The organism is Gammaproteobacteria bacterium, from assembly GCA_021648145.1.
Classification (GTDB): domain Bacteria; phylum Pseudomonadota; class Gammaproteobacteria; order JAADGQ01; family JAADGQ01; genus S141-38.
Genome location: JAKITI010000001.1, coordinates 78791 through 91986, shown reverse-complemented (window position 1 = coordinate 91986; position 13196 = coordinate 78791). Strand labels below are relative to the sequence as shown.

Below are 13196 nucleotides of genomic sequence, written 5' to 3'. Positions count from 1 at the left end.
TGTTGTTTTGAATCTTCAATCATCTGATCAGTTTGTTCTTTTTCCGCGCGGGTCATTAACGGTTTATATTTATTGATTTTATGTGCCAGCAGAGGGTTTTCAATATCACTCCACCGCAATTCAGGGATATTCAAAAAAATTTCTGTTTGCTGAGCAACTTGAGGCAGCACAGGTTTTAAGAAGAGTATCAACAAACGAAAAAGGTTCAATCCTGTGGTGCAAATCTCATGCAGTTCAGCGTCCCCACCCTCTTGCTTGGCTACCACCCACGGCTCTTTATCCGCAATATATTGGTTGGCCTGGTCCGCCAGTTCCATAATTTCACGAATGGCCTTGCTGTATTCACGTTTTTCAAAGCACTCACCGATGACTTCGATTCCACGAGTTACAAATATTTCATACAGAGTGCTATCGAGTGAATGGCCTAAATTTCCATCAAATCGTTTGGTAATGAAACCCGCACAGCGACTTGCAATATTAACTACTTTGCCGACAAGATCAGAGTTCACCCGCTGACGAAAATCTTCCAGGTTCAAATCAATATCTTCAATACCAGAACCCAGTTTAGCCGCAAAATAGTAACGCAGGTATTCAGGGTTCAAATGGTCCAGATAGGTTCTAGCCGCGATAAACGTTCCGCGTGATTTGGACATTTTTTGCCCATTCACTGTCAGGAAGCCATGTGCAAAAATAGCTGTTGGCTGACGAAAATCAGCCCCTTGCAACATCGCAGGCCAGAACAATGCATGAAAGTTGATGATATCTTTACCAATGAAATGATAAAGCTCCGCATCACTGCCTTTCGCCCAGTAGTCATCGAAGCTCAAGTCAGGCTGATTTTCACAAAAACTTTTGAAACTGGACATATAACCAATCGGCGCATCCAGCCAGACATAAAAATATTTACCCGGTGCATCAGGAATTTCAAAACCAAAATAAGGCGCATCACGTGAGATATCCCAGTCACGCAGCTCATCATCAACCCATTCTCGTAACTTATTGGAAATTTCAGGCTGCAATGTGGGTGCAAGTGTCGATTGAGGACGACCATAAGTATCACGCTCCACTTGCGGTGCACTTGTTCCTGCAATCCAGTCACTCAGCATCGCCTGGTAATCACTTAGCTTGAAAAAATAGTGCACAGACTCTTTTTCAATCGGTGCAGTTCCTGAAACTACTGAAACAGGATTTTTCAGTTCAAAAGAGTCGTAAGTCGCCCCGCATTTTTCACAGTTATCGCCATATTGATCATCCGCCCCGCATCGTGGGCACTCACCTTTAATATAGCGATCAGGCAAAAACATCTGCTTTTCAGCATCAAAAGCCTGTTTGATGGTACGCGTTACAATATGCCCTGCATCACGCTGGCGTTTATAGATCAGCTCCGAAAGCTCTCTGTTTTCATCAGAGTGAGTGCTGTGATAGTGATCAAAGCCGATATGGAAATCAGAAAAATCCTGTAAATGCTCGCCATGCACACGCTCAATCAATGCCTCAGGCGTAATCCCCTCCAGCTCAGCGCGTAACATAATAGCCGTGCCGTGGGTATCATCCGCACAAACATAATAGCACTGGTTACCACGCAGTTTTTGAAAGCGTACCCAGATATCAGTCTGGATATGCTCCAGCATATGACCAAGATGAATCGGCCCATTCGCATATGGCAATGCGCTGGTGACAAGGATTTTTCGAGCTTGATGAGACATTTTAAAAGAACACAATCTACATAAAAAATTAAAGGCAGGGATTATAGCCGATTATTGTGTTTATTGGGCAGTGCTATCATGCGAATTACTCTCTTAATTTCAAACCATCAACGAGAACCCCAAATTTTAGCTACGGCTCGATCTGTGCCAATCAAGCCGACCAGCAAACTGACCAAGCCAATTCCACCAAATATCAGTACAGGCAACAGATAACCTAATTCTTCTCCTTGAGCAACAAAAAATACCAGCGTTGCCAACCCAGAAAAAATAGCTCCCATAGCATTTAAAATAACTCGATGTGACGGTTTATAAATGAAAGATTCCTCCGTACCACCTGACTCAAAGAGATTCAAAATTGGAGAAAACAGGGTGCGTAATATCTGTTTCACAGTTCAATTTCTCCCTGTAAATATTTTGTTGCTTTTCCATAGATGTTGATGCGGCCATTAACCACTTCACAGCGCAGCTCTCCACCTCTTTTAGATACCCGTTTCACTCTATAGGGCGGGTAGTCAAATTTCAGTTTGCCACATAAAAAATAGATCATGTTAATAAATTTGAATCTAATTCGCCTCACCCAGGCTTGTTCAGATATTCCAGTCAGGTATGTGAACGCACCCAATTGACGATATCCCCAGCACCCATGGCACCAGGTTGACGTGCAATCTCCCGCCCATCTTTAAACAGCATCAACGTCGGAATACTGCGGATACCAAACTGAGCACCCAGACTCTGTTCAGCCTCGGTATCCACCTTGGCAAGGCGCACATGTGGCTCCAGCTGGGCGGCAGCTTGCTCAAAGGCAGGAGCCATCGCTTTACAGGGGCTACACCAAGGAGCCCAAAAATCCACCACCACGGGGATACCATTGCGGTTAATCTGACCTGTAAATGTTGCCGTTGTCAGTGCTACTGGATGAGCGTTAAAAAGTTTCTGATGGCATTTTCCACATTTAGGGTCATCGCTCAAACGCCCGCTGGGAATGCGGTTAACCGCGTGACAATGCGGGCAAACAATGTGTAACGCATCACTCATATTGATTCACCCCTTCTATTCATCATAGGTTCCTCCAACACTGCTAGCCGTGCCCGCAAGCGGTCAACTTCTCCCAGCAGATCCAGCGCCAGTGCCGCACCCGCCAGATTAACGCCAAGATCACGCTGCAAATGTTGCACGGTACGTATACGCTTTAACGTGGGGCCACTAAAGCGCCACTCAGATTTTGTCTGCTGTTGTGGCTCCAGCACACCCTCTTCCACTAACATAATGAGCCATTCAGCATTGACGGCGCAGGCATGGCTGAGCTCCACCAAAGTAAATTCAAGCTCCTCTTCAACGATGTTGCCACTAAACAGATAGGATTCTACAGTCATTTTTAAACTCCCAATGTAGCGCGTGGATTGAAGGCCAGTTTCTGCGCCATTTCGTTATATAACGCCTTGGCTTCATCACTGCTTGCCGGTGGTAGAGCGAGCTGCAGCACCACATATAGATCACCCGCAGCTTTACCAGGAATTCCTCGCCCTTTCAGGCGCATTCTGGCTCCAGATTTGGAGTTACCAGGAATCTTTAACTGAACTTTGCCCCCTGGGGTAGGCACATTGACCGAGGCACCCAAAGCAGCCTCCCATGGAGCAATCGGCAGATCAAGATAAATATCCCGTCCATCGACCCGATAAAACGGATGTGGTCTGAATTCGACTTCAAGATAGAGATCCCCCGCCTTGCCTTGACCTGCGCCGGGATCTCCCTGACCTGCAAGACGAATATGCTGCCCCTGATACACACCCTTGGGAATGCGAACATTAAGAGAGCGATTCTCCAGATGAGGTCGGCCATCAGCACCCATGACAGTATGACGTAACGTAATGGTACGGCTGGCACCGTGAAATGTATCATCAAGGTCGATAACAACCTTGGCATAACTATCTTCACCGCGCATATTGAAGTGAGGATCACGCGCATGCCCTCCTGCGGCAAAACCGTCCCCAAAAAGTGAACCAAAAAAATCACTGAAATTGGAAGCATCAGCCTGAGTAAAACCACCCCCATGAAACTCAAAGCCCTGGTTCCAGTCTGGTGGAGGATTAAAATCCTGCCCCGCCTTCCAGTTGGCACCCAACTGATCATAAGCGACCCGTTTTTCAGGATCCTTCAGCACTTCATAAGCCTCACCGACCTCCTTGAAGCGCTCCTCAGCATTCGTCTCTTTACTCACATCGGGATGAAACTTACGTGCCAGTTTACGATAGGCCTTTTTGATATCACTCTGGCTGGCTGTACGCTCAACCCCCATAATTTTGTAGTAATCTTTATACTCCAATACCTAGCTCCCCAGCTTAATACGTCAAAAACAGATTTATAACAAAACATAGCCTGCCATATTGAGCAAGCACCGTATGCAACTTAAGTTATAGACTTTACTGTATAACAAAACAACAAAACGAGCTTTGATTTTCTTTCTTGAGTAATTAACAAACCCTTTCATACTTCCTTATTGTGGCGAATTGATTCATTATTCGCTTCAGCAGATCAATCACTAAAACAAGTAAACCCTAAGAGTAAAAGATAGAAAAATGGCACAACTCAAATATACTGCGGGAATTCCTGTATTACTTTATATCGCTGCGTTCGTCATTGTTGTGGCTGGAATGCAGGCGGCCAAACCTATTATCATCCCTTTTTTGCTCTCTATATTTATTGCCATCATCAGTGCGCCGCCTCTATTTTGGTTAGAAGATCGGGGGCTCCCCCGCTCACTCGCCATGATCGTTGTTATCACAAGTGTCATTATCGTTGTGTTCGGATTGGGTGCTCTGGTCGGGTCTTCACTTAAAAGTTTTTCGGCCGACCTACCCTTTTATCAGGAGCGCCTCACCGAGCAGATGACACAAGCAAGAGTGTGGGCTGAAAGTTTCGGTTTTGAAATATCGTTGGAGGTGTTAACCACTGCATTTGACCCCGCTGTTGCAATGAAGCTGGCGGCTCAAACACTCAATGGCCTCGGGGGCGCTTTAGGGAATGTCTTTTTGATTTTGCTCACTGTTGTTTTTATTCTGTTTGAAACATCCAGCTTCCCAAGAAAGCTGCGTATTGCACTAGGCGATCAAAAAGATTCACTCATCCCATTCCAAAAATTCACCTCGACAGTAAAAAATTACCTGGCTATTAAAAGTATTAGCAGCCTTCTGACCGCTGTTTTAATCACTCTTTGGCTTGTTATTATTGGCGTAGACTACCCTCTTCTTTGGGGATTGCTGGTATTTATGCTCAATTTTGTTCCCAATATTGGTTCAATTATTGCGGCCATTCCCGTCATATTACTTGCATTAGTTCAGCTAGGAACTGGCGCTGCCATCAGTACAGCAATTGGCTTTTTGGTTGTCAACGTTGTTGTGGGAAATATATTGGAGCCGCGCTTCATGGGGCGTGGATTAGGCTTATCACCATTAGTTGTATTTTTATCGTTAGTATTTTGGGGATGGGTATTGGGACCTGTAGGAATGTTTCTTTCAGTACCGTTAACAATGACTATAAAAATTGCACTTGATAGCCGAGATGAAACACACTGGCTTGCCGTATTGCTAGGAACTGCCGACTCAGAAGAAGCCGCTCACACTCAAGTTCCGCCCTCTTCAAAATCAACTTTATAAATCATTATGACCTCAACTTTCCCACTATTCGCCACTGCGCCCAAGGGCGTTGCTTCGCTTTTATTTGATGAACTAAAAACACTTGGAGCCACAAACCTCAAGGAACAGCCCGCAGGTGTTTTATTTGAGGGAACACTGGAAACAGCCTATCGCGCCTGCCTCTGGTCACGTACTGCAAATAGAATTTTACTGCCTCTGGTCAATTTTCACGCACCAACGCCCGAAGCACTCTATGAAAATATTCAAGAGATCGACTGGTCTGAACATATGAGTGCTTATGATACGTTGGCGATTGATTTCAACCTTTCAAGTTCACGCATTACCCACAGCCATTTTGCTGCGTTGAAAGTCAAAGATGCGATTGTCGATCAGTTTCGAGACCGCTGCAATGAGCGCCCATCAATTGACACCCACCGGCCTGATCTGCGTATTAATGTACATCTGAATCGAGATCAGGCGAATGTCAGTATTGATCTTTCCGGCGATAGCCTTCATAAACGCAGCTATCGGATTGAAAACATCAAAGCCCCTTTGAAAGAAAACCTGGCTGCAGCACTTTTATTACGCGCGGGTTGGCCAGAAATTTCACAAAAAGGTGGCTCATTGCTTGATCCAATGTGCGGCTCAGGCACATTTCTTATTGAAGCGGCGCTCATAGCCATGGATATTGCACCCGGTCTGGAACGTGACTTTTTTGGTTTTACCGGCTGGAAAAAACATGATGCGCCACTTTGGCAAACGTTACGCAACGAAGCTCTAGATCGCCGTGATCAAGGCCAGTTAAAAGAAAAGCCAAGTATATTTGGCTTTGATACAGATCGTCGATCAGTCCGTGCCTCTATTGAAAATGTTGATGCAGTCGGCTTGATTAATGACATCCATATTCTTCAACGTGACCTATCTGTGTTAGAAGCTCCAGCGGGTGCTCAGGCCGGCCTGCTCATTGTCAACCCACCCTATGGTGAGCGCTTGGGTGAAATTGAAGAGCTGACTGTTTTATATGCCGATCTGGGCGACAAGTTAAAAGAGCATTTTGTAGGCTGGCAAGCGGCCGTATTTACGGGGAACCCTGATCTCGCTAAACGTATGGGAATGCGTCCTCACAAACAACATCCTCTTTTTAATGGGGCACTGCCTTGCAAACTGCTTAGGTTTGACCTGCAAGAAAAGTGGTTTATCGAACGCCCCGTTCTATCGGGCGGTGTCTCGATGCCAAAACCGGCAAAACCGGAAGAGCTCAGTGACGGCGCGCAAATGTTTGCCAATCGCCTTCGCAAAAACATGAAAACACTGAAACGATGGGCAACGCGTGAAAGTATCACTTGTTATCGAATTTATGATGCGGATCTACCTGAATATTCATTAGCAATTGACCTGTTCCATGATGTGAATGGCAAAAAACGAATCTGCGTCCAGGAATACGAAGCCCCCAAAACCATTGACCCAGCTAAAGCCAAGACCCGTTTACGTGAAGCGCTCGCAGTATTGCCTGGACTATTAGAAATTCCAATGGAGCAACTGTTTTTCAAAGTCCGCCGTCGCCAAAAAGGCAATGCACAATATGAAAAACAAGCCTCTGATGAAAATTTTATTGAGATCACTGAAGGTCCATGCCGATTTTTAGTTAATTTTACAGACTACCTGGATGTCGGGCTGTTTCTTGATCACCGAATAACCCGCAGCCTGATCGGCAAACTGGCGGCAAATCAGCGCGTATTAAATCTATTTGCATACACGGGCAGTGCCAGCGTTCACGCCGCCATGGGTGGCGCAAAATCAACCACAACAATTGACATGTCAAAAACCTACTATGAGTGGGCAAAACGGAACATGGAGTTGAATGGTTTTGATAAAACCAACCACTCATTCATTCGAACAGACTGCCTGCAATGGCTAGAAGAAAAGTATGGAGAGAGCAATGTATGGAATCGTTACGGATTAATCTTTCTTGATCCGCCCACATTTTCTACTTCCAAACGCATGGAGCGTAATTTTGATATTCAAAAGGATCACGTTGAATTAATCAAACAAGCCGCTCACTTATTGACTGCCGATGGCACACTGATATTTTCAAATAACTTTAGAAAATTCAAAATGGATCATGAAGCGCTGAGTGATTTGATGATTAAAGATATTACTCAACAAACGATTCCAAAAGATTTTTCACGTAATAGCAAGATTCACAACTGTTGGGAGATCAAACCAAGGGGCTGACTTACCTTCTTCCCCCGCCCATCATGCCACCGCCGCCCGTGTTTCCTCCCCCACCGACTCCGTAATTGTTTTGCTCTGGATCGTAATAGAGTGTCCAGTCCTGATCAAGGTTGAAATCACCATCAATGTAATCATAGGCATTGGCATCTACATCTTGGCCGCCAGCAAAATCTTCACTGCCAGGAGTGAATGTATACATGCCCGCAGTGAGCGTTGAATTAGAACCTGGTTTGTTGGCTTGGTTGGTAAATTCGGCAAAGTCAAAATCACCCTCTTTTTCCATTCCCATGGGCATGTCAGGGTCAGTAATTATCAGTGTGTTTATGGTGCTGGCAACTTTATCTTTCTCTGCATAAGTGCTGTTGCTCATGTCAAACTCAAAGTAGGTCAGCATATTTTCTTCTTCATCATTGATCGTTTGCGTAAGTTTTGGTTTGTATTCAAAAGAGTCTTTAATAAACTCCTGGCAATAGTCATCGCTCTCTTTACATTCCCAGGTTTCAGTGACAGCATCCCAGCTTCCACCTAAAACCTGATACATAATAGTTCTGGAAGGGTTGCCGGTTGCGTTGCCTGTAAAAAGGTTATCATTCCCTTTAAGACCAAGCGGATCACCTGCATTGCAGTTACTGATAAAGTTACCTCCCCCTCCCATTCCTCCCATACCACCACCACAGCTACCATCACCTTTGCTGGGAGAGGTTAAAATGGGTCGATTTGCACCGCCTCCCATCATGCCGCCTCCGCTCCCCCAATAAACATTAGAGCCGACTTTGGTATAAGTTTCTTGGGCAAAGCCCTGCTCCGGCGAACCAACAACAATGTGGTAATAAAGCTCACCATCAACTTCAAAATACTCTTGCAAGAAAGTTGAACCATCATCAACACCCCAGCTCATCATGCCACCCCCACAACCTGCATTGCTTTCATTGGGTCGATTACAGCGAACGTCGACAAGCGGATCATCACCAAAATCAGGGTCAGCCGAGTTGAAGTTAAAGGTAAAGTTCCTTTCCGCATGAGAGTGCATGGGGATGCTCATTAATAATAGCGTACCAAGAAAAAACCTGAAGAATAAATTCATTACGTCTTAACCTTCAAATCAGCTGAATGTAATATGGCTGATTTTTATGGCTTTGGAGCGTTCTTCCTTTTACGATCTTTGCCTAGATAATAATAAGAGGTGCGTAACTGCTTTTGCACCTTAGGCGATCTTATACTCATTAAAAGCCTCATTTGTGCGATTGCGGCACAAATGAAGTAAAAAAACAGACCGTTATAGCACTATTTAGCCACCTGAATTCAAATCATTAATTTTTTCGAGTAAAAACCCAGCTGTTTCCAGCCGTCAACTCTTCATTGAATTGATAACCATCGACATTAAAATTTTTAAGTTCACTCGGTTCTTCTAATTGATTTTTAATGACAAAGCGGCTGAACTGTCCACGTGCTTTTTTAGCATAAACACCCATCATTTTATATTGGCCATTTTTATAATCTTTAAAGGCTGGTGTGATCAGTTCTGCGTTAAGGATTTTGGTGTTAATCACCTTGAAATACTCATTGGATGCAAGGTTAACCAGAATATTAGACCCCATTTTTTTTAGCTGTGCATTAATACCCTCTGTCACAACATTACGCCAGAACTCATACAGATTTCTACCTCGATCATTATCAATCTTGCGCCCCATTTCCAAACGATAAGGTTGCATCAAATCCAGCGGCCTAAGCAAACCATACAGCCCTGATAAAATACGCAAATGTTGTTGCGCAAACTCAAAATCTTTTGCAGAAAATGTTTCTGCATCAAGCCCAGAATAAACATCACCTTTAAAAGCCAGCACAGCCTGTTTTGAGTTTTTAGGTGTAAAGGGCATACGCCATGTTTTAAAGCGTTCAAAATTTAACCTGGCAATTTTTTCACTTACAACCATTAACTCCATAATTTCAGGCTGAGAGTATTCTTTTACTCGGTTAATTAACATTTCAGCCTCATCTAAATAGTCTGGAATAGAATATTCAGATGTTTGAGGGCTCGTATCATAATCAAGGGTTTTCGCGGGTGAAATTACTAATAACATAAAAAAGCTCGTGGCTAAAATTCAAAACATAATCATATCGTGCCTCTTGGTAGTCACACTCTGCACGACACGTCTCTTTGTTGGCTTATCGCAAGTCATTGATTAGTAATAACGGATACTCAACATCAGTGCACCATTAAAAGACCCGCTAAATATTAACTGTATTCTTCGATTCTGAAAATTGGCTTTTGATTGAGTTTCCCAACATGATGCACATAATCAAGCAGTTCATCTAGGCTATCAATTGTATTGGGATCTATTTTTTCTGTATTTTCACTCACATTATATTCCTGTCAGGAAAATCACAATGAATGCTTCAGCATTTTTTTCTTAACGTGCCCGATGGCTTTGGCTGGATTTAACCCTTTAGGGCAGACATCGACACAGTTCATCACAGTATGACAACGAAATAATTTATACGGGCCATCCAGATTGCTAAGCCGCTCTTCAGCCATCTGATCACGACTATCCTCTAAAAACCGTGACACCTGCAATAGTGCCGCAGGCCCTAAATATTTATCAGGGTTCCACCAAAATGACGGGCATGACATCGAGCAACAGCCACACAAAATACACTCATATAATCCATCCAGCCGATCCCGTTCTTTAGGCGTTTGTTTAAGCTCAACCTCAGGCAGTGGATCTTTAGTCATTAAATAGGGCTTTGTGGCACGATATTGTTTGTAAAACGTATCCATATCAATAATAAGATCACGAATCACAGGAGCACCTGGCAAAGGGCGAACCTCTACAGGCTCTTTCAAACTTGATAGCGGTGTAATGCAGGCCAAGCCATTTCGACCATTGATATTCATCGAATCTGAGCCACAAACACCTTCACCACATGAGCGCCTGAAACCAAGCGATTCATCCTGCTCTTTCAATTTCAACAGCGCTTCAAGCAACATCATGTCAGAGCGAACATCTTTCAGCTCATACTCTTGCATATAAGGTGCTTCGTCTTTTTCCGGATTGTAACGATAAATTGAAAAGCGCATATTAATAGACTCGGGGCTTAGGGGGAAAACTTTCGACTGTGAGTGGTTTCATACGTACAGGTTTGTAATCCAGCTTCCGCCCCTCTTTAAAATAAAGGCTATGTTTAAGCCAATGTTCATCGTCCCGCTCAGGGTAATCAATACGTGAATGTGCTCCACGACTTTCCGTTCGAGCCTGTGCGGAGATCACAGTCGCCAATGCATTTTCGATCAAATTTTCCAGCTCTAGTGCTTCAATTCGAGCCGTATTAAAAACTTGACTGTGATCGGTTAAATAGACTCCATCCAGATCAGCTGCAATTTTGGAAATTTTTTCAACGCCTTCTTTTAAAATCTCATCTGTGCGAAAGACACCACAATATTTTTCCATGGTTTGTTGCAATCTATTTCGCAAGCTATCAATACTCTCGCCATCACCCTCTTGATCCCAGCGAGCCAATCGCTCCAAAGCCTTCTCAACACTCTCATTATTGAGTGGCTTATGATATCGGTGCTCTTTCAAATAATCGGTAATATGGCTGCCTGCTGCACGACCAAAAACAACAATATCCAATAGAGAGTTTCCTCCCAGGCGATTCGCTCCATGCACAGAGACACAGGCGCACTCCCCAACAGCATATAACCCTGGCACCGGCTCTTCTGCACCATGTTTCATAGGCACAACCACCTGACCGTGACGATTTGTCGGAATTCCACCCATCGTATAGTGAGCTGTTGGGTAGACGGGTATTGGCGCTTCAATCGGGTCAATATTCATAAACGTCATCGACATATCACGAATACCGGGCAGACGTTTGCGAATCACTTCGGCATCTAAATGATCAAGTTTGAGCAAAACATGATCTTTACCCGAGCCACAACCACGCCCCTCCTGAACTTCCATAAAAATTGCACGACTCACCACATCCCGGCTGGCCAAATCTTTTGCATGGGGTGCGTAGCGCTCCATAAAACGCTCACCTTCTGAATTAACGAGATACCCACCTTCACCCCTAACACCTTCACTGATCAACATTCCTTTGCCAGCAATGCCAGTCGGATGGAACTGAAAAAATTCCATATCCTGCAATGGAATACCAGCTCGTAAAGCCATCGCCAAACCATCACCCGTATTAATCATGGCATTGGTATTGGTGCGAAAAATTTGACCTGCTCCCCCTGTGGCCAACAACGTGGTTTTTGCTTCAATGATCAACACTTCCCCTGTCGCAATCGACATAACGACTGCGCCAAGAATTTCATCTTCCTCACTCTTAATCAGATCCAGCGCGAAATATTCATCAAAAAAATGAGTTTTTACTCGAATATTTTGTTGGTACAGCGTGTGCAAAATAGCATGGCCTGTACGGTCTGCCGCAGCGCATGTTCGAGCCGCTTGTTCACCCCCAAAGTTCTGGCTTTGCCCACCAAAGGGGCGCTGATAAATAGAGCCATCTTCCAGGCGTGAAAAAGGAACACCCGCGTGTTCCAGCTCGATTACAAGCCGTGATGCAGCGCGGCACATATACTCAATGGCATCTTGATCACCTAAATAATCACTGCCTTTAATTGTATCGTACATGTGCCAGTGCCAACTGTCGGGCACAACATTAGCCAGTGCCGCATTGATACCACCCTGAGCTGCAACGGTATGTGAGCGTGTAGGGAATACTTTTGAAACAACCGCTACATCCGCGCTCGTCTCGCCCATCTGCATAGCGGCACGCAATCCACCGCCGCCTGCGCCGATCACTAAAGTATCAAATTTTCGACGCTCTAATTTATCTATTGCCAATCTGTTTTTTGAAAGCGTCATAATGTCATCCCTAGTAATACCCGTCCGAACCATATTCCCATAGCAATTAAACTGGTCATAGCCAATGTTAATGCAGTAAATCGTAACCAGACAGGATGGATATAATCAATAATTACATCACGAACACCTATCCAGGCATGCAATAAAAGAGCAGCAATAAATAGAGCGCTGGCGACAAATACCCAAGGATTTGACAACCAGAGTTGCCATGCATAAAAATCAGCTGGGGGATGACAAATGAAATGAAAAAACAGATAAATAATAAATAGCGCCAAATAAACAGCACTGATTCGCTGAATCACCCACGCACGGAGTCCACTCATTAAGGTATTCAAAATAGAGCGCCCAAAGTGAAAAGAAAAATAACAAAGCCTAAAATAAATACAATCTGCGCACTTAGCCGTGAAGCTTTCTTGTCTATTGCCACATCAAAATCAAGAAGCAAATAACGAATTCCTGCAAATAGATGATGAGATAACCCCCAGAAAGTCAATGCAATAAAAAGTTTAACAGTGGTTGAATCCAACATGGAAACGACCTCATTAAACCCGGCTTCCCCTTGCAACGAGCGTTCAAAAAAATAGATGAAAAATGGAATAAAAAGAAAAAGTATGACACCAGAAATACGGTGAAAAATTGACAAGATGCCTTGCAATGGAAGTTTAATCTTTAGTAGATTAAGAAAAACAGGTGGTTTTTTTTGAGTTACCATAGCGTCCAGTCTAGTTTTATATGAGTGGCAAAATCAA

Annotated in this window: 12 protein-coding genes and 1 pseudogene; 2 read left to right on the top strand and 11 right to left on the bottom strand. The window is 44.1% G+C overall.

The window, feature by feature from the left end; all coding sequences use genetic code 11:
• Positions 1–2: 2 nt before the first annotated feature.
• The 5 genes and pseudogenes from metG to L3J70_00420 all read right to left on the bottom strand — a co-directional run bounded on the left by metG (position 3) and on the right by L3J70_00420 (position 4029).
• A pseudogene (gene metG, locus L3J70_00440) lies at positions 3–1706 on the bottom strand (methionine--tRNA ligase).
• A gap of 107 nt (positions 1707–1813) precedes the next feature.
• A complete protein-coding gene (locus L3J70_00435; GenBank protein ID MCF6234841.1) occupies positions 1814–2095 on the bottom strand; it encodes a hypothetical protein in 282 nt (93 codons plus the stop codon).
• A gap of 211 nt (positions 2096–2306) precedes the next feature.
• On the bottom strand, positions 2307–2741 hold the full coding sequence (gene trxC / locus L3J70_00430; protein ID MCF6234840.1) for a thioredoxin TrxC: 435 nt from the start codon (positions 2739–2741) through the stop codon (positions 2307–2309).
• The gene (locus L3J70_00425) at positions 2738–3079 is read right to left on the bottom strand and encodes a chaperone modulator CbpM (protein MCF6234839.1); all 342 of its coding nucleotides are present in this window, start codon (positions 3077–3079) and stop codon (positions 2738–2740) included. Before L3J70_00425 ends, trxC begins: the two co-directional genes overlap by 4 nt.
• Positions 3080–3081: 2 nt before the next feature.
• Positions 3082–4029, bottom strand: a complete 948-nt coding sequence (locus L3J70_00420; protein ID MCF6234838.1) for a DnaJ domain-containing protein — start codon at positions 4027–4029, stop codon at positions 3082–3084.
• A gap of 253 nt (positions 4030–4282) precedes the next feature.
• Here L3J70_00420 and L3J70_00415 point away from each other — a divergent pair, with 253 nt between their 5' ends.
• Complete coding sequence (locus L3J70_00415; GenBank protein MCF6234837.1) at positions 4283–5359, top strand: AI-2E family transporter; 1077 nt, start codon at positions 4283–4285, stop codon at positions 5357–5359.
• A 6-nt stretch (positions 5360–5365) separates the two neighbouring features.
• Positions 5366–7573: a bifunctional 23S rRNA (guanine(2069)-N(7))-methyltransferase RlmK/23S rRNA (guanine(2445)-N(2))-methyltransferase RlmL gene (gene rlmKL / locus L3J70_00410; GenBank protein ID MCF6234836.1), complete on the top strand. Its 2208-nt coding sequence runs from the start codon at positions 5366–5368 to the stop codon at positions 7571–7573.
• A 1-nt stretch (position 7574) separates the two neighbouring features.
• Here rlmKL and L3J70_00405 read toward each other — a convergent pair whose 3' ends face one another.
• From L3J70_00405 to sdhC, 6 genes are all read right to left on the bottom strand, one after another.
• The gene (locus L3J70_00405) at positions 7575–8603 is read right to left on the bottom strand and encodes a hypothetical protein (GenBank protein ID MCF6234835.1); all 1029 of its coding nucleotides are present in this window, start codon (positions 8601–8603) and stop codon (positions 7575–7577) included.
• A gap of 280 nt (positions 8604–8883) precedes the next feature.
• Positions 8884–9654: a peroxide stress protein YaaA gene (gene yaaA, locus L3J70_00400; GenBank protein MCF6234834.1), complete on the bottom strand. Its 771-nt coding sequence runs from the start codon at positions 9652–9654 to the stop codon at positions 8884–8886.
• A 302-nt stretch (positions 9655–9956) separates the two neighbouring features.
• On the bottom strand, positions 9957–10658 hold the full coding sequence (locus L3J70_00395; protein ID MCF6234833.1) for a succinate dehydrogenase iron-sulfur subunit: 702 nt from the start codon (positions 10656–10658) through the stop codon (positions 9957–9959).
• The gene (gene sdhA / locus L3J70_00390; protein MCF6234832.1) at positions 10654–12447 is read right to left on the bottom strand and encodes a succinate dehydrogenase flavoprotein subunit; all 1794 of its coding nucleotides are present in this window, start codon (positions 12445–12447) and stop codon (positions 10654–10656) included. Before sdhA ends, L3J70_00395 begins: the two co-directional genes overlap by 5 nt.
• Positions 12444–12770, bottom strand: coding sequence for a succinate dehydrogenase, hydrophobic membrane anchor protein (gene sdhD, locus L3J70_00385; GenBank protein ID MCF6234831.1), 327 nt, complete (start codon positions 12768–12770; stop codon positions 12444–12446). Before sdhD ends, sdhA begins: the two co-directional genes overlap by 4 nt.
• Before the next feature lie 8 nt (positions 12771–12778).
• On the bottom strand, positions 12779–13159 hold the full coding sequence (gene sdhC, locus L3J70_00380) for a succinate dehydrogenase, cytochrome b556 subunit (protein MCF6234830.1): 381 nt from the start codon (positions 13157–13159) through the stop codon (positions 12779–12781).
• Positions 13160–13196 lie beyond the last annotated feature (37 nt).